Here is a 24035-nt window from a genome sequence, read left to right as displayed (position 1 = left end):
TCTTATCTTTACATTATTTATTTTTTTTAAAAATGTGTTGCCAACCTTTTTTAGATTCTTCTGCCTGCTCGCCTGCTTCCGGTTCAAATTCTCTTAGGATGCTTTTTTGCTTTTCAGTCAGATTCTTTGGTACTACAATATAAACTTCTACATATTGGTCACCACGCTGTTTGCTATTACGTAAGCTTGGTATACCTTTGCCTTGTAGTCTAAATTTAGAAGAAGTTTGTGTACCTGGTTGAATGGTAAATTTCACATTACCATCTAAAGTTGGAATAGAAAGCTCTGCTCCTAAAGCTGCTTGAGTAAAGCTAATTGGCATACGCATATAAACATCTTGGCCATGACGTTCAAATACTTGATGTGATTTGACTGAAACTGTTACAAGTAAGTCACCTGCTGGTGCTCCTGGATCTCCCACTTCACCCTTGCCAGATACACGTAACGTCTGACCATGGTCAATACCTGCTGGAATAGATACAGTTACTTTTTTAACGGTTCTTACTTTACCATGCCCATGACAAGTCGTACATTTTTCTTTAATGACTTTACCTTCGCCTTGGCAAACATCACAAACCTGTTCTGTTTGCATCATACCCATAATCGTACGTTGTGTCACTACAACACGTCCCGTACCACCACATTTTGTACATGTAGATGTAGATGTTCCAGGTTTAGCTTTGGTACCATTACATGTGCCGCAGATTTCAGAAGTATTAATAGAAAGTTCTTTTTCGCAGCCAAAAGCGGCTTCTTCAAAGCTAATTTGAATGGTCTGTCTAATATCAGCCCCTGGTCTTGGGCCTCTTGAACGTCTACGATTACTACTTCCACCAAAGCCACCACCAAACATACCATTTAAAATATCTCCAAGGTCGATGTCCCCATCGAAGCCACCAAAACCGCCAAAACCACCAAAGCCGCCAGCACCAGCACCGCCAGCACCTTGTTCAAAAGCGGCATGGCCATAGCGATCATAAGCTGCTTTTTTATCAGGATCACTTAAAATCTCATAAGCTTCTGTTACTTCTTTAAACTTAGCTTCTGCTTCTTTATTATCCGGATTAGCATCTGGATGATATTTTTTTGCTAATTTACGATAAGCTTTTTTTATTTCTGCGTCCTGAGCCGATTTATTTATGCCGAGGACTTCATAATAATCTCTTTTATCCACGCTTTTCACCACCACTACTCAAATTTATTATCTCATTTATTTGTCCTTATAAGTGAACACAGAAACAGTCAAAGAGACGTACTCTTTGACCGTTTCATACTCTATCTTATTCTTCTTTGAAATCAGCGTCAATGACATCGTCATCTTTTGCACTGCCACCAGCTGCTGCATTTGGATCTTGAGCGCCCATATCTGGTGCTGCTTGACTATATAATTTTTCAGAGATTCCATAGAATACTGTTGTTAACTCTTCTTTAGCTGCTTTAAGTTCAGCAACTTGTTCATCAGTCATAGCACCGATAACAGCTTTTTCATTAAGTTCTTTTAATTTTGTAAGTGCTGCATCCACTTTAGCTTTATCATCAGCTTCTAATTTATCTTCCATGTCTTTAAGCATTTTTTCTGTTTGGAATACCATACTGTCTGCTTCATTTTTAACATCGATAGCTTCTTTACGTTTTTTATCTTCAGCTGCAAATTGTTCTGCTTCTTTAACAGCTTTTTCAATTTCATCATCACTAAGATTTGTGCTAGCTGTGATTGTAATGTGTTGTTCTTTACCTGTTCCAAGGTCTTTGGCAGATACTTTAACAATACCATTAGCATCAATATCAAATGTTACTTCAATTTGTGGTACCCCACGTGGAGCTGGCATAATACCATCTAATTTAAAGTTACCAAGCGTTTTATTGTCATTAGCCATTGGTCTTTCACCTTGAACTACATGAATATCAACGGCTGGTTGATTATCTGCTGCTGTTGAGAATACTTGTGATTTCTTAGTTGGGATAGTTGTATTTCTAGGAATAACTGTTGTAGCTACACCACCCATTGTTTCAATACCAAGTGAAAGAGGTGTTACGTCAAGAAGAAGAATATCTCCTGAACCAGCTTCACCAGAAAGTTTACCACCTTGAATAGCTGCTCCTACAGCAACACATTCATCTGGGTTAATACCTTTGAATGGGTCTTTTCCTGTAATACGTTTTACAGCATCTTGAACAGCTGGAATACGTGTAGAACCACCAACTAATAATACTTTATCAAGTTCTGAAGCGTTAAGACCTGCATCGCTAAGTGCTGTTCTAACTGGTCCCATTGTTCTTTCTACTAAATCTTGTGTTAATTCGTCGAATTTAGCACGTGTAATGGTTACATCTAGACTCTTTCCTTCACTGCAGATAAATGGAATAAGTACATTGGCACTTGTTTTTTGTGAAAGTTCTTTTTTAGCTGTTTCAGCAGCTTCTTTTAAACGTTGCATTGCTACTTTATCAGCTGAAAGGTCAATGCCTTCTTGTTTTTTGAATTCTGATACTAAATAATCAATTACTTTTTGGTCAAAATCATCTCCACCAAGGTGATTATCACCGCTTGTTGCAAGTACTTCAATGACACCATCACCGATATCAATAACAGATACGTCGAATGTACCACCACCAAGGTCATATACCATAATTTTTTGTTCATGTTCATTATCAAGACCATAAGCTAAAGCAGCAGCTGTTGGTTCATTAATAATACGTTTTACATCAAGACCTGCGATACGTCCAGCATCTTTAGTTGCTTGTCTTTGGCTATCTGTGAAGTACGCTGGTACAGTAATGACTGCTTCTGTTACACTTTCACCAAGGTGAGCTTCTGCATCAGCTTTTAATTTTTGAAGAATGATTGCTGAGATTTCTTGTGGAGAGAATTTCTTATCATCAATATTTACTTTGTAGTCTGTTCCCATGTGACGTTTAATGGAGATTACTGTTCTTTCATGATTTGTAACAGCTTGACGTTTTGCCACATCCCCTACAAGTCTTTCACCAGTTTTACTAAAACCAACAACAGATGGTGTTGTTCTATTACCATCAGCATTAACGATAACAACTGGTTTTCCACCTTCCATAACAGATACACAAGAGTTTGTTGTTCCTAAGTCAATTCCTATAATTTTACCCATGATTATTTTCCTCCTACTAAACTAATATTAATTTGCTACTTGGACTAAACTATGTCTAATCACTTTTTCTTTATATAAATAACCTTTTTGAAGTTCTTTAGCAATGATATTTTCTCCATAAGCTTCATCATCTATGTGCATAATCGCATTGTGAAGATTTGGGTCAAATTCTTTGCCTTCTGCTTCAATTGATGTTACATGCAACTTTTCAAGCATACTCATTAACTGTTTATAAATCATTTCCACCCCTGTATAGAAGTTTTTATCTTCACTTTCCACTTGAAGGGCACGTTCAAAGTTGTCAATAACAGGTAATAACTCAGCTACTGTATTACTTACTGCAAAATCATAGCTATCAGATTTTTCTTTTTCACTACGTTTTCTGTAGTTATCAAACTCCGCCATTAAACGTTGTAAGCGTTCAAGATATTCTGCTGATTTATCTGATTCTTCCTTTGTTTCTTCAGGTATTTCTTCTACAACTTCAGCTTCTACAGCTTCAGTCTCTTTAGGATCTTCTACTTCAGCAGATGCACTTTCTTCTACTTCTGACACTTGATCAGCCTCTAGTACTTCATCAACTTTTTTATTTTCCTCCATGATTTCACCCTTTCACGTTAAGAGTCATTCATTTCTCTTAACATATTCGTTATATGATGAGAGACGTATTCAAGTACTGAAACGACTTGACCATAATCCATACGTGTTGGACCAATAATACCTATGTTACCAATGGTATGTTCCCCTATGCTGTAACTTGTTGTTACTACACTACAATCTTTCATTGGAGTTAGTATATTTTCTTCTCCAATACGGATTGTAATGGTGTTAGGTGGTGTATGATCTAACACTTGTAATAAATATGGCTTTTCTTCCAATACTTTAAATAATTCTCTTGCTTTTTCTTTGTTATTGAATTCCTCAAAGTCAAGAATATTATTGGCACCACGTATATAAATATCTGGCATATCTTCTTGATGCAAGGTTTTATCAATAGCCTCTAATACACTTCCTGCAATGGTACTGTATTCTTTCATTTTTTCTTCAATAGATACTCGTATTTTATCCAAGCTAATTTGACTTAGTGTGCTTCCTTTTATGCTTTCATTTAAAATGTGTGTTAAAGCGTTACACATATTAAAATCAATAGCTTTAGGTGTAGGGATAATGTGATTTTTCACGCTATTCGTATCTGTCACAATCACACATGCTACAGAATGCTCATCTATTGGAACAAGTTGAAGGTGCTTAATACGTACTTGAGTAATAGAAGGTGTACTAGCAATGGTTGCACAATTAGTGAGCATTGCAATAAGTTTAGCAGTTTCTTCCACTAGTGTATCAATACGATTCACTCTTTCTTTGATCATCTTTAAAATGATCTCTTCTATTTCTGGTTCAATGTGTGTACGTTGCATCATACCATCTACATAAAGGCGATATCCTTTATCAGAAGGAATTCTTCCTGCAGAAGTGTGTGGCTGCACAATGAGACCGAGTTCTTCTAGGTCTGCCATTTCATTACGAATGGTAGCAGAACTAACGCCTAAATCGTACTTCTTAGAAATAGTTCTAGAACCAACAGGATCTCCTGTTTCTATATAATCACGAATGATTGCTTCAAGTATTTTCAGCTTACGTCCGTCTATATCCATCCTATCACTTCCTTCTTGTTGTTAGCACTCACCATTAACGAGTGCTAACTATAAAATAAAGATATCACTAAAATTTTCAGTTGTCAATATCCTATCTAAAGAATTTTGTATTTATAAAAAAGAAGCAAAAACCTCATTACAAACATCTAAACCATAAGGTGATAAATAGATTCTTTCTTTATCTTTTACAAGTACATTATATTTTATCCATTTGGTTAATTGTTCGTTATAAACTTGCCACACACTTTCTCCGAAACGTCTCTCAAATGCTAATGTATCAATACCTTGAAGTAAACGAAGCCCCAAAAACATGTATTCTTGCATTGCCATTTCTTTAGTAAGTTGCTCTTCTTCTTTCCTTAGTAAGGAAAGATTACCTGCTGCTGATAAATACGCTTCCATATTTGTTTCATTATAATATCTAGCATGATTCATCAACGAATGTGCTCCTAGGCCTATTCCTATATACGGTTCTAATTGCCAATAAATTGCATTATGCTTACAACTCTTACCTGGCTTTGACCAATTTGAAATTTCATATTGAATATAGCCCTTATCATTTAAATAACGTTGCGCTGTATGATACATTCGGCGATCCAACTCATCCGATGCTACTTCTAATTTGCCTTCTTCATAAAGCTTATAAAAAGTTGTACCTTCTTCTATAATCAGCGCGTAAACAGATAAGTGATCTATATCATAAGCCGTAACTGTATTTAAAGTCTCAAGAAAGGCCTCTTCTGTTTGTCCTGGAAGTGCAAACATTAAGTCTGTATTAATTTCCCATGAAGTATGTTGCTTAATAAGCCGTATACTTTCTTCCCAATCCTCAAAGGTATGAATTCTTCCGATTTTTCTTAGTAAGTCATCATGAGTAGACTGTAAACCTAAGCTTATTCTAGTAATAGGATACTTTCTTAGAACCTGAAGCTTCTCTATATCTATTGTCCCTGGATTAGCTTCAATGGTCCATTCAGCATCAGGCTCTATATTAAAACATGACACAACAGCTTTTAATAATTTGTCCAATAAAAGGGGTGGTAGTACTGTTGGAGTACCACCACCTATGAAAATAGACTTTATAGTTGTGCCACTTACTAGATCTTTTTTAGTTTGTTCCATTTCCTGAATCAGTGCATCCACGTAGGCTTCTTGTTTTTCATGTCTTTTAAAAGATAGGAAATCACAATAATAGCACTTAGATGCACAAAAAGGAATATGGATATAAAGTCCAATTGGCATAATCTATTCCTCTATTCATCTAATTTAAGTACGCTCATGAAGGCCTCTTGTGGTACTTCTACGTTACCTACTTGACGCATACGTTTTTTACCTTCTTTTTGTTTTTCTAATAATTTACGCTTACGTGAAATATCACCACCATAGCATTTTGCAAGAACGTCCTTACGCATAGCACTGATTGTTTCTCTAGCAATGACTTTATTACCAATAGCTGCTTGAATTGGAATTTCAAATAAATGTTTTGGAATTTCTTTCTTGAGCTTCTCAACGATTTTTCTTCCTTTATGAACTGCATTTGTTTCGTGAACAATTAAAGAAAGAGCATCTACAATTTCTTTGTTAACTAAGATATCTAATTTAACTAATTTAGATTCTTGGTAACCTTTCATTTCATAGTCAAAAGAAGCATAACCTCTTGTTCTTGATTTAAGCGCATCAAAGAAATCATAAATAATCTCATTAAGAGGCAAATCGTAATTGAGCACGGCACGTGTGGCCTCTAAATATTCCATTCCGAAGTAGATTCCCCTTCGCTCTTGGCAAAGTTCCATAACAGCTCCCACATATTCTGTTGGTACAATAATTTTAGCATTAACCATTGGTTCTTCCATATATTTAATGTAAGATGGATCTGGTAGATTAGCTGGATTAGAGAGTTCAATGACCTCTCCATTAGTCTGATGTACTTTATAAATAACATTTGGTGCTGTTGTTACAAGGTCTAAATTGTATTCACGTTCTAAACGTTCTTGGATAATTTCCATATGAAGTAGTCCCAAGAAACCACATCTAAATCCAAAGCCTAAAGCAATAGAGGTCTCAGGTTCAAATACAAGGGCTGCGTCATTAAGCTGAAGCTTTTCTAAGCTATCACGAAGGTCGCCATATTTTGCACCATCTGCTGGGTAAAGACCACAGTACACCATTGGATTAGCTTTTTTATAACCAGGTAAAGGAGCATCAGCTGGATTAGTGGCATCTGTTACTGTATCTCCTACATGCGTATCTTTTACATTTTTAATACTTGCTGTAAAGTAACCTACTTCTCCTGGAATTAAGCCTTCTTCACTTGGCCTAAATTGTCCGGCACCAAAAGTTCCTACTTCTACCACATCAAATTCAGTCTTGGAAGCCATCATACGTACACGCATACCTTGCTTAAGTGTTCCTTCTTTAATTCTGCAAAATACAATAACTCCTTTATAAGGATCATATAATGAGTCAAAAATTAACGCTTTAAGTGGTGCATCCATATCACCTGTTGGTGCTGGGATATGAGTCACTATTTGTTCTAATACATCTTCCACATTAAGTCCTGTCTTAGCTGAAATGAGTGGTGCATGACTAGCATCTAACCCAATAATGTCTTCTATTTCTTCTTTGACACGTTCTGGGTCAGCACTTGGTAAATCGATTTTATTAATAACCGGCATAATTTCTAAATCATGCTCTAAGGCTAAATAAACATTAGCAAGTGTTTGTGCTTCAATACCCTGTGCTGCATCTACAACTAACACAGCACCTTCACAAGCTGCCAGGCTTCTAGATACCTCATAGTTAAAATCAACGTGGCCTGGAGTATCAATTAAATTAAATACATACTCTTCCCCATCTTTTGCTTTATATACCAACCTTACCGCTTGTGATTTAATGGTAATCCCTCGTTCTCTTTCTAAATCCATATTGTCTAGAACTTGTTCTTGCATTTCGCGTGCTGTAAGTGTACCCGTCATTTGAATAATACGGTCCGCAAGTGTACTCTTACCATGATCAATATGGGCAATGATAGAGAAATTTCTTATTTTCGATTGTTTTGAAAGAGACATTTTGCCCCTCCTTATTTCTTTTGTCTATTCTTTTCGTTTCATTATAGCATAGCCCTTCTTTTTGTATCAATCTTTTTGTTTCATTAGCTTTTTCCTAGAACTTTAGCTAAAATTTGTGCCATAGGTTCCACAGCATTAAGAGCTTCTTCTCCTGTATTAGTTTGTGCCCCCCATTCCATTAAAAGAGACTGAGGTTTCATATGAGTACTATAACGCCATTCATCACAGAAAATTTTTCTCGAAAAACCTGGATAATATTCATTGGCAGTTAAAAGTGTTTGAAGGGCAAAAGCTAAATTATCACCTAGATATGGATTGGGTAAATCCACTTTATTTACAACTTGGCCTGCCACATTACGATTGCGACATAAAGGGGCTACCAACATCACCTTAGCTGTTTGTTTACCATTAATATCTGTCACTAAATGGACTTTGTCATCTACCCCATCACGGTGTAAATCAATGGCTACAGATATAGAAGGGTTTTCTTCGATTACTTGCTTAATCTTTGCCTCCATTCGTTCATATTCTCCACCTGTAGGAAACTTTCCTTTATTACTTTCCTCATAAAAAGAGTCCTCTATATGTAATACAGCAATATCATATTCATCTTCTAATTCTTTTTTTAATGCCTCTGCCACCTCTATAACAGTTAGTCCACCCATATAATCTTCTCTAGAATGTGTATGGAAAATAAGAACTTGAGGTCCTTTTATAGATTCATTTAAACGTATAGGTTGCTGAGCAAGCTTAGAAAAATCCCATTCCTTTATCATATCTACTCCAAATTCCATTTCTGCTGAAGCAGTCATATAACGATTAAATACATATTGTGGATCTTTAAGAGCTTCAATTGAAACCTTCTCCTGTACTTGAGAAGTTCTATCATTTTGTGTTTCTTTTACTTGCTCATTAGTTTGTGATATTTTTTGATTTTTTAAATCATTAGGTGTAAAATAACCCACTATTTCATTGTAAGAGGCTTTAAATCCTTCATTTTCTTCTATATAAGGAATAGCATTAGCAAGCAAACTTAAAGGTTCTCCAATTATAACACCAGAAAATAAATAGCCATATTGTTTAAAGAATATGGTTTTATATGTTGAAGAAGATTTAGGTAATGCCTCAGAAAAAAAAAGCTCTCCGACTGGGTATCCTTTAAGCTGCAAGCTATATATATTAATCATCAATGAACTAATAATACCTATATAAAGAATCATTTTTTTATAGCCGTTTAGTCGAAAATTAATCTCATAGTGCTTTATAATCTTTTCAAGTTTTAACACATATATCCCCCCCTACACCATTCTTTATTATTGTATAGGCTTGTATATTATTTTATGACTAATAAGTATATTTATTAATATCTTTTAATGTCATGCCAGGATGAACTGCTAGATTAATACCATTAGCTACAATGCTTGATAAATATTCCATCACCTCATCTATTTCTTTTGGTGTTACAAATAAATCACTTATTTCAGGATAAATACTTTCTTTTATTAATTGATAATGTTCCTCTTCTGTTAAGTCTTTTAATACATCATAAAAAGGTGAATGTTCAGCTTGCTTTAGCATATGCGAAATAAGATCATTTAAAGCATCGGAAACTAAAGTCACTGTATCTACTACAGTAGGTACACCTACAGCAATTACTTTGCATCCAATAGTAGCTTCATTAAGTTCCTTACGCTTATTACCTACTCCTGCACCAGGAGAAATACCTGTGTTTGTAATCTGAATCGTCGTATTAATGCGTGTTGCACTTCTAGCAGCTAAAGCATCAATGGCAATAATACAATCCGGTTTAACATTGTCTGCTACACCACGTATAACTTCTGCTGTTTCTATACCAGTTAGTCCCATAACACTAGGTGCAAAACTACTTAAATAACATACACCTTCATCTAGAAGCTCTGGTGCTTTAAGTGCCATGTGTCTGGTTACAAATACTTGATTAGCTACTTTGGGACCTAATGTATCAGGCGTAGCAAAACGATTACCTAATCCAATAACTAATATATTTAATGGGTCTTGCTTTTTTTCTGGCAAAAGGGATTTAATAGCTTCTGCCAGCACACTAATTATTTTTTCATGAAGCTCTGGATTATTTTGCTTTAAGCCATTTGATTCAATAGTAATATAATCCCCTATAGGTTTCCCCATATTTTTTTCGCCTTCTGTATTTAATATACATACCTTTGTTACAGCTAAGGCTCCTTCTTCCAAGGCTTTTTGTTTAACTTCTACCCCAGGTATTTCATAAGAATCATCCCTATCTAACTTAAGGGCATTACTAATTTCAATTGCCAAATCTGTTCTTGGCGAGAAATTTCCTACTTTTTCATATCCATCCATAAATTCACTTCCTTTTTTTCGGCTTTGCCTTTACTCTGTTTAAAAGATTGATTATAATGTTTAATGGCAAATATCTTACGTACATTAGGTAGTTTGACCATTATTTTTATGGGTATACATTGACTTTGTCCGGTATTTATACTATAATGAGTCCTGTTAAAACCGTTCATAGTTCCCCAAACCGTGTCCAAGAATATGAATGGAGGTGCCATCAAATGGCAAATATTAAATCAGCAAAAAAACGTATCTTAGTTATCGCAACAAAAACTGCACGTAACCGTGCAATTAAATCAGCAGTTAAAACTCAAATCAAAAAAGTTAGATTTGCAGTAGAAGCTAATGATCAAGCTGCAGCAAAAGTAGCTTTAGTAAATGCAGTTAAAGCAATTGATAAAGCAACAGCAAAAGGAATCTTCCACAAAAACGCTGCTGCTCGTAAAAAATCTTCTTTAACACGTTTAGTAAATACACTTGCTTAATAAGATGCAAAAATAAAAAGACCTCTTTCGAGGTCTTTTTATTTTATCCGTTTAAACAATTCATAATAAGCATCTCTACACATTTACTACTTTCCATCTTACCTGTTTTAATGGCTTCATCAGTATTTAAACATGCTTCTAAAATATCTTCTAGCTGTTTAAACTGGTAGTGTTGTACCTGCTCACTCATTTCTTTCACCACAAAAAAGGGAAGTTTTGTTTCAGCAGAGATTTCTTTGAGTGGACTTCTATTAGCCAATAAATATTTAACTTGGTACATCATGCGAAACTGCCTTGCAATAAGCACTAAGATACCAATAGGGGATTCCTTACTTTGTATCATGCGGCTATAAATCTCGAGTGCCTCATTGCCCTCATGGTTTACTATTTTTTTTACCATTTCAAATACACGTGTTTCTAATGAGAAAATACATATTTCATTAATAGCTTCTTTCGTTATAACCCCATCTTGAACATAACTGATAAGTTTTTCCCATTCTCCCAATAGATAAGCCATATCTTCTGGCATTTTTTGTATAAAATAACGAAGAGTCATTTCATCGCTACTAAGTCGTTTTTCTTTACAAGCATTTTTTAAAAATTGATAAACAGCCTCCTCACCAGAAAAATGAAATTCTACAATTTGTGCTTTTGCTTTCATGGTTTTATAAAGCTTATTTCTTTTATCTACTTCTTTTTCATCTATTAATAAAACCACATAATCTGGTATATGAGCCACTAAAGTCTCAAACTTTTCCGTTTCTTCTTTTTTTCCCGTTTTAAATAGTCCAGTTTCTTTAAGCAAAATAAGCTTTTGCTCAGCAAAAAAAGGTAGGGTATCTACAGCATCTTGAACTTGACTTACTATGACTTCTTTATCTTGTGCTTCATAAAAATTCATCATTTCATTGCCACTTGCAAGAACTTCCTTTTTGACCTTTTCAATATATTGTCCTTTTGACCAACTATCTTCCCCTAGCAGTAAATAACATCCCTGCATCATGCTCTAAATCCTCTCTTTGTTTGTTTATTTTCATCTTATAGCCATTTGTCTCAATCCAAACAGCTCCTGTTTCATTTGTTTGGCTATACGTAATATGATTCTCAGTTAGTAAATCAGTAACCTCTTTATGAGGATGTCCATAACGATTCTGCCTGCCACAACTTATCATAGCATATACAGGATTAACTTTCAAAAGAAGTTCTTTTGAGGTACCTGTTCTTGAACCGTGATGACTTATTTTCAAGATACTAATAGGATTTAACTGACTATAAATCCATGACTCAGAATCTTTAGATTTGTCGCCTGTAAATAAAGCTGAAAAAGCCTTATATTGTAGCATGCACACAAGAGAATTATCATTAGCTATTTCTTTCGGAGTTGTAAAGTTAGGTGCTAATGCTGTTAGTTTTAAATCTCCTAAAACAAGTTGATCTCCTCTCCCTATAGCTAGTATAGGAATCTCTTTTCTCCTACATTGTTCTTTAAATCGCACTAAGTTTTCAGATTCATCTGCTTTAGATATACAAACCTGCTTAACACGAATAGTTCCTGATATAAGTTCTATTAACCCACCTATATGATCCTCATCTGAATGAGATAAAATCATCATATCAATTTGGGTCTTACCTTTATATTTTAAATAACGTTCTATAACACCTCCTTTTCCAGTCTTACCGCCATCAATAACAATCACTTGTCCTTTTGGTGTAATAATAACAGCGCCATCTCCTTGCCCTACATACAAAAAAGCAACATTCAATTCTTTTGGAATTACTTTAATACCTACTATTAGAGAAAGGGTTAATAAACAACTACAGGCATATAATTTTATTTTATTGCCAATCCCCCATACTCCATAAAGAAATAAACCTATAACTATTATATAAAGCAAGAGTTCTATACCACTAGGTCTACCTACACAAATGGTACTTAAAGGAACTGATAACACCAAACGAACCACAAAACTTATAACTTGTAATAATAAACTGATTACAGATGCTAACAAATATCCTAAGGGCCAACCCAACAATCCCATCAATAAACATCCCCAACCACCAATCATTATCAATGAAAATAGAGGAATAACTATAAAATTAAGCAAGCTACTTAAAAAGGGAACTTGATAAAAGTGATAGGCTAATGGAAGTGACAAGATAAGCTGAATAGGTAACCATGGCAATAACCATTTGTGCCATGGTTTCATTTTTTTCTCCTCTTCCAAATGCTCAATGATTATTTGACTTATTATGATGGCTACCATTGCAAGAAAGGATAATTGAAATCCCACAGCAAACAACTGATAAGGTTGTACAATTAAAATACATAAACTAGCCAGGGCTAGATTGATCCATCCATCCTCTTCTTCCCAAATAAGACGACCCATTACTAGAAAGCTCATCATCCAAGTTGCTCTTAACGTAGATACTCCCCAGCCTGTCAAATAAGCATATAACCATATGCCTAAAAGAACTATTAAATAACGTAGGGTATAGCTCATCCCTAATTGCCCCATAACAAGCAATAAAAAGCCTGCAATCACGCCTACATGAAATCCTGATATACATAAGACATGGCTAATTCCTGAATCTGTGTAGATTTCATCAGTACTTGCTTCTAGCGCCGTATCATCTCCTAAAAGTAAAGCTTTCATAATCCCCTGGTCTTTCCCTTGGAATAATTCATCCAACTTACTTTTCAATTTGTTTTGAAGCTTCTCTATCCACGGCGTTTTTACATCTTGGGTTAGTATTTCTTCTACCTTAATTCTGCCTACTATGTTTTTCGTTTTAAGATAGGTAATGTCATTAAAATCACTCGGATTCATCGCTCCTTCTATAGCTTCTACCGTTCCTCTAACGTCTACCCAATCATAAGGAGTGATAGTGTTTACAGTATTAACACTGAGTTGTAATGAAGACCGAAGCTGTACTTTATGCTTTTCTTTATATAAGGTTACATGTTTTATAGAAATATACTGTCCGTAAGCTGTATTTTGCACTTCATATACTTCGCCTTCTAATTGTACCCTATTACCTGGTTCAAAGTAATGGGGTTCTAATCGAAGAGGATGTATGGTCAATAAAAGAATTCCTGCTATACTACTTATCAAAATTATCATTAAGCCCTTATAGCGATATTTTAAATAGTAAAATGCCCCAACACTAAGTAACCCTAGTATAAAAAAAGAGGAAACATATTTCTCATTTAGAAACATGTTTCCCCCTATAATACCTATGATGAAACCTAATGTCATATGGGCAATTGGACGAGTTAAATACTTACTTTTATTCTCCAATATAAGCCTCATTTCTTTCAAAGGTATCTCTTAAATCTATCTCTTTTGTAAACTCAATATCACTTTTTCCATCTACTAAAAAAGCTACCTTTTTAATTTTAGGAATATCGGTACGGAGCTTAGGAATCTCCGTAAGTGAATTAACAATTGCATAAATCATTCTTTCTTTCACCTCTGGCGAAGTAAAAAACTTTGATTTTAAATCAAAGGATAAGTCTACTTGACAAACACCATTAGTTGTTGTTGCATCATTCACTTTCATATCACTTGGTAAAGAAGCTGATAATCCTTCAGAATTAGGTCCTTTAATCAGTTCTTCAATAAGCAATTTCTCTACAGATGTAGGATCACTTACACGAACACCCCTTTCCTCTTTTACTAACTTACCTTCTGCATTTACGAAATACAATGGTAAAGTATATGGTGTTGTTGCAGGATTAGGTTCTAACACATTAAGTTTAATATTAGCTTGTGAGATAGGTCCTATAACCTTTCCAGTACTAGTTGTTAAAGGGCTATCTTCAATATAAAAGTCAACACTATCAATGAAATCTAATTGTGTCAAAGAATATACAATAGCAGCTCGTATGCCGATACGTTCCTGAGTGGCTAAATTATTATAGTCATTACTAAATTTAATTTGTACCATACGGTCATTGATATTTGTAGTAACGCCTATGATGGGCATAGGATTAGTTGCTACAAGTGTATTTCCCTGTATATTCTTATTCATAGCTAGTTCATCAATAATATACTCTACTTTTTCTTGGTCTGTCCCTAAACTTAGAAAGGCTGCTCCTAGTGGTTGACTAAATAACTCACCTTTTGTAGTATCAAAATAATAAATTTGTGGGGAACCATCTGATTGAATTGTCGTCTTGGTGCAGCCTGATAAACTGATTAGTACCACTAACAATAGGAATAATCCGATTTTACCTTGTTGCTTTTTCATTTAGTACCTCCTTCCCATACATGGCGCAGCGGGAATTGAACACTAAATACTGAGCCTTTTCCTTCTTCACTTTCAACTTGAATGGAACCATTATGCATAATAACCGTTTTATAAGTAATAGCTAATCCTAAACCTGTTCCACCTGTTTCTCGATTACGTGTTTTATCCGTTCGATAAAACCGTTCAAAAATTCTAGATTGCTCCTCTTTAGCAATACCTATACCAGTATCTTGAACTGATATGAATGCATCCTGCAAATCACTTTGAATCACAACCCCGACTTCTCCACCACTTGGTGTATATTTAATGGCATTTTCAATTAAATTAGTAAGTGCTAAAGTGAATTTCACTTCATCAATTTCTGCAATAATATCTTTATGACTTTCATAAATTAATTTAATCTCTTTCTTTTTTGCCAGTGGCGTTAATCTCTTTAAAATATTTTGTGTCATTTCATTAATGTCTACATTGGCAATATTAAGTGGAATTTCTCTTTGATCTAGTCTTACCAAAGTTAACAAATCAGAAATAATATTATTCAGTCTGTCAACTTCTGAGTTAATGTCCTCAAAAAACTCTTTATACATCTCTACTGGTACATCTTCTTGAAACATTAAAGATTCGGTTAATACTTTGATCGATGAAAGAGGTGTTTTGAGCTCATGTGAAACATTCGATACAAATTCCTGTCTAGACTGCTCTACTCTTTGTAGTTGATCTGTCATATGATTAAAAGCATTACCTAATTCTGCAATCTCGTCTTTACCAATAACATTTACCTTCTGATCCAATTGTCCATTCGTAATTTTTTGAACGAATTTCATAAGCGTTTTTAAAGGCTTAGTGATAACAGATGAAGTAGCAAAGCTAAGCAGGCCCGCAATAAGTGCAATCACTAAAGAGAGTAGGTAAATTTGATTTTTCATATCTTGAATAGGTAAAAAAACATCTTTAATTGATGTCACTAATACTACAGCTCCCACCACAGTTTTTTTATCCTTATCAAGTACAGGAACTGCTGCTGTCATAATCGGCAATCCTTCAATCTTCTGAGCCTTTTCCTGATTATTGAGTGCTGAAAGAACTGTGTCATTCATAAGTGTATTATTGGTATCAGCCCCACTAGAATCCATAATAACAAATCCAGATGCATCTACTACTAAAATCCTAGCCCCATTTTCACTACTTTTACTAGAAATTAAAGTTTTAAATAAGTTATAGTTACTATTATCTATTAAATAGTTACCTTCCTTAACTTGAGTAGCTACCATATTAGCTTTTCCTAACCATCCCTTTTCACTTTCTGTAAGATAGTAAGTCTCCATACGGTCTAAAATAACAGAAGAGAAAAACATAAGAGGTATATAGCTAATAATGAAAAATAAAAATAAAAGTTTCCATCTTAAGCTATGAAACCATTTCATCTTAATCTTTAAAATAGTAACCTACCCCCCATTTTGTATAGATGTATTCAGGTTGTCCTGGATTAGGTTCTATTTTTTCACGTAAACGTCGTACATGAACATCTACCGTTCTTACATCTCCCGGATATTCTCGTCCCCAAATAGTATCTAAAAGCTGGTCTCTACTATACACCTTACCTGGATGTGTAGCAAATAATTCTAGCATGTCAAATTCTTTAGCAGTTAAATTCATTTCTTGATTTTTAATAAAGACGCGACGACTATTTACTTCTAAGCGTAATTCTCCCACTTCTATTGTTTTTTTATTCGGCACTTTTTCAGCATGTTGTGATCGTCTTAATATAGCTTTAATTCTCGCTTTAAGCTCTAAAATATTAAAAGGTTTTGTTACATAATCATCAGCACCATACTCAAGTCCCATAATTTTATCCATGTCTTCACCTTTAGCTGTAAGCATAATAATAGGAATATTAGAAAATTCTCTTACCAACTGACATACTTGCAAGCCATCATATTTAGGTAACATCACATCTAAAAGCATCACGTCATATTTATTATTTTTTACATAATTAAGGGCTTCTTCACCATCATAAGCTGCATCTACTTCCCAGCCTTCTTGTTCTAAACTAAACTTAATGCCTTTAACAATTAACTTCTCATCATCTACAACTAAAATTTTGCTGTTCATTCCCTCTCCTCCTCTTTTGTTAAATAGTAACTTCATACTGTAATAAGTGCTTTTAATTTATCAAAGGTCTTATCTCCAATACCAGAAACTTCTTTTAGATCATCAATACTTCCAAAAGCTCTTACGGTTTTTCTGTAATCAATAATGGCATTAGCTTTAACTTCTCCAATACCTGGAAGACTCATTAACTCAGTACTGTTTGCTGTATTAATATTAACAAGAGTTGACTCTCTTATATGACTCTCTTCTTTATTGTCATATGAAGTAACTGTTTTGTCAATTTCTTCTCCTATTTTAGGCACAATAATTTTCTCATTAGGTACGATAGAAGCGGCTAAGTTAATTGCTGTCATATCCGCTTCCTCACTGAATCCACCACTTAAACGGATTACTTCATCCACAATAGCCGTAGCTGTTACATAATATACTCCAGGTACCTTGACAGCACCACAAACATAAATCGGTACCTTAGTTGGTATAGTAGGTGAAGGCATCACTGCTATAGATTCACTTACTCCTATCTCACTCTTCGTAGGAGTTACGGCACTTTTTAAATCTTGTTCCATCAAGTTTTCGGTACCCTCATGGGTCGTTTGTGTACTAGCTATATTTTCACTTGGAACAGTAGTAAGCTGAATAGGATTCTCTTTATTGGTTTGGTATAATAAAACACATAAATTAATAATAAATAAGACACCAAATAAAATCACTATTTTATAGCGTTTAACTAATTCTACCATATTATCACTCCTTATACAAAAGTGTTAACATATTTTTGATAAATTAGACGGTTTTACTTACTAAAATGTTAAAAATCTGTTATACTATTAGCTATTGAAAGGAGTTATTTTACGAATGAAACGAAAAGTCTATTTATGTTTAAGCTTAATCTTGACATTATTTTTTTCATGTCCAATTATTCAAGCAGAAGAAACAGCGCCACAAATAGAAGCAGAGTCTGCTATTTTAATTGATGCTACAACTAAAACTGTTTTATATGAAAAAAATGCCTATAGTAAACAATATCCAGCAAGTATTACCAAGCTTATGACAGCTTTATTAGCTATAGAAAACCTACAACCTACAGATACCATTACTTTTTCAAAAGAAGCTATATTTGGTATTGAAAGAGGAAGTAGTCATATTGGTATGGATGTAGGTGAACAAATTACTGTGGATCAAGCTTTACATGGTTTATTACTTATGTCGGCTAATGAAGTAGCAAATGGTCTTGCAGAAGCTGTTAGTGGTTCAATTGATGCCTTTGCAATACGTATGAGTGATCGTGCTAAGGAGTTAGGTGCACTTAATACGCACTTTGTAAACCCTCATGGTTTACATGATGAAAATCACTATACCACTGCTTACGATATGTCTTTAATTGCTAGCTACTTAGCAGATAATGAATACTTTCTAAATATTATGAAGGATTATATTTACCAAATTAATGGTACTAACAAAACAGATGAAATCCGCTACCTCTCTCAGGACCACAAAATGTTCAATCCTTTAAAAGATGCCTCTATTTTTAGAGAAGATGTTATTGGTGGTAAAACAGGCTATACAGATCAAGCTAGACATACTCTCGTAACTATTGCCAAAGAAGGAAAAACAACTTTAGTTGCAGTGGTAATGAAATCTGAAAAAGGTACCTTGTATTCGGATACTAATACACTTTTAGATTACGGCTTTAATTCTTACCATTCATTAGCATTGCATAGCCCAAATGAAACCATTAAAACATTACCTCTTTATACGATTAAAAGTGGTCAACCTTACCAAGCAGGGAGTTGTTCTATTGGTGTAGAAAAAGACTTATCTGTTCTTGTTCGCAATGATACAACTCTACAAGAGATTACTACCAGCCTAGAATTACCTGAATATATTGATATGACAGCTAAAGAAGGTGACGTTATTGGCGAGATCACTTATATGGATCACTCCAAAATTCTAGGAACAAATAAACTGGTTATTCAAAAAATAGATTATCAATCATCTCCATATACAGCAGTCGTTCCACCTATAGAAAAAGCCCCGGCTCTTACATTTGTCTATGTCATTGGTCTTATTGCTGTTCTTGTACTCATTCTTATGTTAATCTTATTGATTAGAAAAAAACGTAGACAACGCTCTAATCAATTAAAGTTCAAAAAGCTATTTAAATAAAAAGATAGTTCTACTTAAAAATAAGTAGAACTATCTTTTTATTTAAATGAATCATTAATTTAAAATTCTATTCTTATGGCATCTTGCCAAAGCCTCGATAAACCGTAAAATTGAGCATGCTCTTCATCTAAAATATGAACGATAACTTCTCCATAATCTAATAAAATCCAATTTGATGTTTGATAGCCCTCTTTATGAATAGGTATTCTCCCATATGACGCTAAACATTCTTCAACTTCATCTGCCATTGCCTTAGTTTGTTTAACGTTGGCTGCAATAGCAATAATGAAAAGTTCTGCTAGCGGTGTAAGTTGTGCTACATCTAATACATCTAGTTTTACTACCTTTTTATTATTGATAGCTGTCGCAATTTGTTTACCAAGTGTGTAAGTTTCAGTATTCAAAAGTATAAATTCCCCTTTCTTAAATAGCTGCCAGATTTAACTGAGAAATAATCAAGTAGCCATAGTAAATAATAAATAGCATTAAAAAGCTCATACCTTCTTTTTTTGAAATTTTTTTGTCTGTTATACTAAAGAAGAAAAGAATAATGGTGGTAACAATCATAACAATTAAGTCTAATCCTATAGGATCCTTAGGTATAATACTGCCAAATAGAGCAGCCGGAAAACCTGCAACAAAGCAAATATTGAATATATTACTACCTATTATATTCCCAATAGCTAAATCTTGTTTACCTTTTTTTGCAGCTATAATAGAAGTTACTAATTCAGGTAAGGAAGTTCCAAATGCTACAATGGTTAATGCAATAAAACGTTGACTAACACCTAGAACTTCAGCAATGGCAGTAGCTGAACTTACTACAAAATTACCACCAATAATAATGGCAGCTAATCCTAAAATAGAATAAACTATAGCTTGTTTAAGAGAATACTTACTTTCAATTTGTTCTGCCTCTCCGCCTTTAGCCAATGTAACTAAATAATAAATAAATATAGAGAAGAAAATTAAAATTGCTATGCCATCCGCTCTTGAAATCATATTGACGCTCCCATTTCCTAAAGGAATGTCCATAATAAGTACACTCATTAATAAAGAAACTAAAAATAAAAATGGTATTTCTTTTTTAATCGTATTATTTTTCACATGAATAGGGGCAATCATAGCTGAAATACCTAATATTAATAATATATTTAAGATATTACTTCCTAAGATATTTCCCATCACCATATCACTGTTTTGGCTTAGTACAGCTTTAATACTTACCGAAGCTTCAGGTGCACTGGTTCCAAAAGCTACAATAGTTAATCCAATTAAAATATCTGGCACATTGAGATGTTTTGCAATCGAGGAAGCACCATCTACAAAAGTATCTGCACCTTTAATCAGTACCACAAAACTAACAACTAAAATAATCATCTGCCACAACATATGCTAGTCTCCTTTAATTAGTTGATTATTTCTCTACATCAAATTGTTTATAATAAGCTAACAGTTCATGCGTAACAGGATGAACGTCTTGCTTCAAAATATTAGTTACATAATTATAAGAAGAATAAAGTGCTTTGTACATAGCACGGTCTAAGTTATACTGGGCCAAATGCTTAATCTGCTCTTTTCCTTTATAGGAACTTCTACCTTCTTCTGTCATATCTGCTAAATAAATAACCTTTTCTAAGTCTGTCATATTTAGTCTGCCTACTGTGTGATATTTTATACTATTAATAATAGATGGCTTATGAATCCCCCACTCATGTTCTAGAATAGCAGCTCCTATTTTTCCATGTGCCAAATGCAAATGTGATTTTTCAAAATCATCTAAATCAATTTGATAGCGTTCACATAGTCTCAAACTTTCTTCTTTAGGCAATTCCTTCGCAATATCGTGGAACAGTGCGGCAATAAAGGTTTCATCATAATCTAATCCATTTAATTTAGCATATTCTAGTGCCATCTCTACAACACCTCTTGTATGCGCATAACGTTTAGGCGAAAGCCTAGAGGCTACATAACTATACATCTGGGCTTTTTCATCTTCAGTTAAATGCAAATCATAATCATATAAACTATGCTTCTTAATGTAGTTTTCAACCTCTTCTGGTACTAAATATTTAATAGGCTTTAACTCGCCGATTCTTTTTCTAATATTAGACGAAGAAATGGCTAAAGCAGGTACCTCTAAGAAATGGATATTCGTTTCATATGTTCGATTGAGTTCTTCAACTTGTTTAAGAAGTTCATCTTTATTATAACCTGGTCTTGTCACAGCAACAAAGTCACAAATCTGCAATAACTCACTGCAATCCTTCCAACCTAAAATTTTGTGAATAGCATCTGCTCCTGTAATAAAGTATAATCTTACATTCTCGCCATAAATACGTTTTAGCTCTTTAATGGTATCAATCGTATAAGTAACACCTTCACGCTCTATTTCAATGCGTGATACCTTGAAACTAGGATTAGCAGCTGTTGCTAATACCGTCATCAAATAACGATGTTCACTAGTAGTCATATTGATATTAGATTTATGTGGTGGATGTCCTGTTGGTACAAATAATACCTCATCTACACCAAATTCATGTCTTACCTCTTCCGCCGTTACAAGATGTCCTATATGTATGGGGTCGAAGGTACCACCCATAATCGCTAATTTTCTAATTGCTTTTTGCTTGTACATAACAAAGTCTCCTTAACTTAAGTTCAACATCTCTTCTATTATACCCGATTTTTAGCAAAATTAAATAATAAAATAAAGGTATCTAGAAGCGGCTAACTTCTAAATACCTTTTTATCGTGTTGATATTAAACTAATGTAATTTTTGGATTCTTTTTAGCTGGCTTGTAAAGCACAATCTTTTTTCCAATGACTTGTACAACTACTGATTTTGTACGCTCTGCTAACATGATACTCATTTCTTTTGGGTCTTCAAGGCAGTTTTGGAGTACACTTATTTTAACTAATTCCCTTGCATCTAGTGCAAGCGCTACTGCTTCCGTTACTTCAGGTGTTAAACCATTTTTACCAATTTGAAAAATAGATTCTGTTTTTTGTGCTAAAGATTTTAAATAAGCTCTTTGTTTACTTGTAAGTGTCATTAGACACCTCCCTCTTTATTTAACGTAATCAAACTCTAAATCATAAATATTAACGGTATCGCCTTCCTTGATACCTGCATTTTCTAATGCTTCTATAATGCCTTTTTCACGTAAATATTTTTGGAAGAACGCAAAGCCTTGTTCTGTATCAATAGCTGTATAACCCATCATACGCTCGATACCATGACCTTCTACAACGAAGTAGCCTTCATTTACTTCTTCTACAGTGAATGGTTCATTAGACATTGTACTAATTTCTTCGAATTCAGGCTCAAAGACAATGTTTTCGCTAGGCACAGTTGCTAGTAAGTCTGCGACATCTTTTAAAAGCTCTTGCAAGTTTTCATTACCTGCAGCTGAAATAGGAAGTACTTTAATTCCTTTTGGTTCAAATTCAGCTTTAAGACGTGCTATATTTTCTTCACAGTTACCCATATCTATTTTATTGGCTGCGATAATCTGTGGCTTTTCTTCTAAAATTTTAGGATTGAATAATTCAATTTCCTTTTGAATAGCATAAATATCCTCTACTGGATCTCTGCCTTCACTACCTGCAGCATCTACTACGTGTAAAAGTACCTTTGTTCTTTCTACATGGCGTAAGAAATCATGCCCTAAGCCAATGCCTTCTGCAGCACCTTCAATAAGTCCTGGAATATCAGCCATAACAAATTGCTTACCATACTGGTTTGTTACAACACCTAAATTAGGTGCAAGTGTTGTAAAGTGGTAGTTAGCGATCTTAGGCTGTGCATTACTTACCATAGAAAGTAATGTAGATTTTCCTACATTAGGGTAACCCACTAAACCAACATCTGCTATCATTTTTAATTCTAGGATAAGCCAGTATTCTTTAGCTGGTTTACCTTTTTCACTATAACGTGGTGCTTGTCTTGTTGCTGTGGCAAAATGTTGATTACCACGACCACCTTTACCACCTTTAAAGAGTATTTCTCTCTGACCTGCTGCATGTAAGTCTGCTACAACGTGTCCTGTTTCGGCTTCACGAATAACAGTCCCTTGAGGTACTTTAATAATGAGATCTTCTGCATCTTTACCATGACAACGCTTTTTACCACCGTTTTCACCATCAGCAGCTTTGAAATGTCTTTGATGTCTAAACTTCATAAGTGTATTGCACCCTGAATCTACTTCAAAGATGATATGGCCTCCACGACCACCATCTCCACCATCTGGTCCTCCATTAGGAACGTATTTTTCTCTTCTAAAAGAAACGTGTCCGTCTCCACCTTTTCCCGATCTTACAAATATCTTGACTTTATCTACAAACATGTTGTCACTCCCTTCTTTCTTTAGTTTGTACAACATTTAATTATTTTAAAATAAATCAATCTCACATTTATTTGCCTACCCTCTTTTTATGATATAGAGCCTAGTCAAAATAAATATCCCTATACCATAAAAAGAAGGTTTCAACAAATGCTGAAACCTTCTCAAAGTTAACTATGCTTCTTGTGCAACTGGATATACAGAAACTTGTTTTTTGTCTCTGCCTTTGCGTTCGAATTTAACTCTACCATCCACTAAAGCAAATAATGTATCATCGCCACCGCGACCTACATTGTTACCTGGATGAATTTTAGTTCCTCTTTGACGGTATAAAATATTCCCAGCTTTAACGATTTGTCCATCGGCTCTTTTAGCACCAAGACGTTTTGATTCTGAGTCACGACCGTTGCTTGTTGAACCTTGTCCTTTTTTATGAGCAAAGAATTGAAGGTCTAAACGTAACATGTGATCCAC

At 34.4% G+C, this 24035-nt stretch carries 22 protein-coding genes; 2 read left to right on the top strand and 20 right to left on the bottom strand.

Going from position 1 to position 24035, the window contains the following annotated elements:
• Positions 1–13 precede the first annotated feature (13 nt).
• The 8 genes from dnaJ to gpr all read right to left on the bottom strand — a co-directional run bounded on the left by dnaJ (position 14) and on the right by gpr (position 10206).
• Positions 14–1174 carry a molecular chaperone DnaJ gene (dnaJ, locus tag EKH84_RS12835; protein WP_127066605.1) on the bottom strand — a complete coding sequence of 387 codons (1161 nt, stop codon included), beginning with the start codon at positions 1172–1174 and terminating at the stop codon, positions 14–16.
• Positions 1175–1280: 106 nt separating this feature from the next.
• The gene (gene dnaK / locus EKH84_RS12830; RefSeq protein WP_127066604.1) at positions 1281–3125 is read right to left on the bottom strand and encodes a molecular chaperone DnaK; all 1845 of its coding nucleotides are present in this window, start codon (positions 3123–3125) and stop codon (positions 1281–1283) included.
• Positions 3126–3152: 27 nt separating this feature from the next.
• A complete protein-coding gene (gene grpE, locus EKH84_RS12825; RefSeq protein WP_127066603.1) occupies positions 3153–3725 on the bottom strand; it encodes a nucleotide exchange factor GrpE in 573 nt (190 codons plus the stop codon).
• Positions 3726–3742: 17 nt separating this feature from the next.
• Positions 3743–4780, bottom strand: a complete 1038-nt coding sequence (gene hrcA / locus EKH84_RS12820) for a heat-inducible transcriptional repressor HrcA (protein ID WP_127066602.1) — start codon at positions 4778–4780, stop codon at positions 3743–3745.
• A 111-nt stretch (positions 4781–4891) separates the two neighbouring features.
• The gene (gene hemW, locus EKH84_RS12815) at positions 4892–6022 is read right to left on the bottom strand and encodes a radical SAM family heme chaperone HemW (RefSeq protein WP_127066601.1); all 1131 of its coding nucleotides are present in this window, start codon (positions 6020–6022) and stop codon (positions 4892–4894) included.
• 11 nt (positions 6023–6033) lie between these two features.
• Entirely contained in the window at positions 6034–7848 is a 1815-nt protein-coding gene (lepA, locus tag EKH84_RS12810; RefSeq protein ID WP_013657133.1) for a translation elongation factor 4, read from the bottom strand.
• Positions 7849–7931: 83 nt separating this feature from the next.
• Positions 7932–9134 (bottom strand): stage II sporulation protein P, encoded by a 1203-nt coding sequence (locus EKH84_RS12805; protein ID WP_127066600.1) that lies wholly within the window; start codon positions 9132–9134, stop codon positions 7932–7934.
• A 58-nt stretch (positions 9135–9192) separates the two neighbouring features.
• On the bottom strand, positions 9193–10206 hold the full coding sequence (gene gpr / locus EKH84_RS12800; protein ID WP_127066599.1) for a GPR endopeptidase: 1014 nt from the start codon (positions 10204–10206) through the stop codon (positions 9193–9195).
• Positions 10207–10421: 215 nt separating this feature from the next.
• On the opposite strand from gpr, the gene rpsT reads away from it, so the two are divergent.
• Positions 10422–10685, top strand: coding sequence for a 30S ribosomal protein S20 (gene rpsT, locus EKH84_RS12795; protein WP_013657130.1), 264 nt, complete (start codon positions 10422–10424; stop codon positions 10683–10685).
• A gap of 43 nt (positions 10686–10728) precedes the next feature.
• Here the strand turns inward: rpsT and holA are convergent, their stop codons facing one another.
• The 6 genes from holA to EKH84_RS12765 are packed head-to-tail and all read right to left on the bottom strand — an operon-like array spanning position 10729 to position 17788.
• Entirely contained in the window at positions 10729–11688 is a 960-nt protein-coding gene (gene holA, locus EKH84_RS12790) for a DNA polymerase III subunit delta (protein ID WP_127066598.1), read from the bottom strand.
• A complete protein-coding gene (locus tag EKH84_RS12785) occupies positions 11651–13984 on the bottom strand; it encodes a DNA internalization-related competence protein ComEC/Rec2 (protein ID WP_190283321.1) in 2334 nt (777 codons plus the stop codon). Before EKH84_RS12785 ends, holA begins: the two co-directional genes overlap by 38 nt.
• Entirely contained in the window at positions 13974–14936 is a 963-nt protein-coding gene (locus tag EKH84_RS12780; protein WP_127066596.1) for a GerMN domain-containing protein, read from the bottom strand. Before EKH84_RS12780 ends, EKH84_RS12785 begins: the two co-directional genes overlap by 11 nt.
• The gene (locus EKH84_RS12775) at positions 14933–16360 is read right to left on the bottom strand and encodes a sensor histidine kinase (RefSeq protein ID WP_127066595.1); all 1428 of its coding nucleotides are present in this window, start codon (positions 16358–16360) and stop codon (positions 14933–14935) included. Before EKH84_RS12775 ends, EKH84_RS12780 begins: the two co-directional genes overlap by 4 nt.
• Before the next feature lies 1 nt (position 16361).
• Entirely contained in the window at positions 16362–17048 is a 687-nt protein-coding gene (locus EKH84_RS12770; RefSeq protein WP_013657125.1) for a response regulator transcription factor, read from the bottom strand.
• A gap of 32 nt (positions 17049–17080) precedes the next feature.
• Entirely contained in the window at positions 17081–17788 is a 708-nt protein-coding gene (locus EKH84_RS12765; RefSeq protein WP_127066594.1) for a helix-hairpin-helix domain-containing protein, read from the bottom strand.
• A 115-nt stretch (positions 17789–17903) separates the two neighbouring features.
• Here EKH84_RS12765 and EKH84_RS12760 point away from each other — a divergent pair, with 115 nt between their 5' ends.
• The gene (locus tag EKH84_RS12760) at positions 17904–19214 is read left to right on the top strand and encodes a D-alanyl-D-alanine carboxypeptidase family protein (protein ID WP_013657123.1); all 1311 of its coding nucleotides are present in this window, start codon (positions 17904–17906) and stop codon (positions 19212–19214) included.
• Positions 19215–19273: 59 nt separating this feature from the next.
• On the opposite strand, the gene rsfS is transcribed toward EKH84_RS12760, so the two are convergent.
• The 6 genes from rsfS to rpmA all read right to left on the bottom strand — a co-directional run bounded on the left by rsfS (position 19274) and on the right by rpmA (position 24026).
• Positions 19274–19618, bottom strand: a complete 345-nt coding sequence (gene rsfS, locus EKH84_RS12755; RefSeq protein WP_127066593.1) for a ribosome silencing factor — start codon at positions 19616–19618, stop codon at positions 19274–19276.
• 19 nt (positions 19619–19637) lie between these two features.
• Positions 19638–20606: a calcium/sodium antiporter gene (locus EKH84_RS12750; protein WP_013657121.1), complete on the bottom strand. Its 969-nt coding sequence runs from the start codon at positions 20604–20606 to the stop codon at positions 19638–19640.
• A gap of 25 nt (positions 20607–20631) precedes the next feature.
• Positions 20632–21852 carry a nicotinate-nucleotide adenylyltransferase gene (gene nadD / locus EKH84_RS22745; RefSeq protein WP_013657120.1) on the bottom strand — a complete coding sequence of 407 codons (1221 nt, stop codon included), beginning with the start codon at positions 21850–21852 and terminating at the stop codon, positions 20632–20634.
• 125 nt (positions 21853–21977) lie between these two features.
• Positions 21978–22271 carry a ribosome assembly RNA-binding protein YhbY gene (gene yhbY / locus EKH84_RS12740; RefSeq protein WP_013657119.1) on the bottom strand — a complete coding sequence of 98 codons (294 nt, stop codon included), beginning with the start codon at positions 22269–22271 and terminating at the stop codon, positions 21978–21980.
• Positions 22272–22286: 15 nt separating this feature from the next.
• A complete protein-coding gene (obgE, locus tag EKH84_RS12735; RefSeq protein ID WP_013657118.1) occupies positions 22287–23564 on the bottom strand; it encodes a GTPase ObgE in 1278 nt (425 codons plus the stop codon).
• A gap of 171 nt (positions 23565–23735) precedes the next feature.
• The gene (gene rpmA / locus EKH84_RS12730; RefSeq protein WP_013657117.1) at positions 23736–24026 is read right to left on the bottom strand and encodes a 50S ribosomal protein L27; all 291 of its coding nucleotides are present in this window, start codon (positions 24024–24026) and stop codon (positions 23736–23738) included.
• Positions 24027–24035 lie beyond the last annotated feature (9 nt).

Origin of the sequence: Cellulosilyticum sp. WCF-2 (assembly GCF_003990395.1) — a bacterium.
GTDB lineage: Bacteria > Bacillota > Clostridia > Lachnospirales > Cellulosilyticaceae > Cellulosilyticum > Cellulosilyticum lentocellum.
This window is presented reverse-complemented; position numbering and strand designations above follow the sequence as displayed.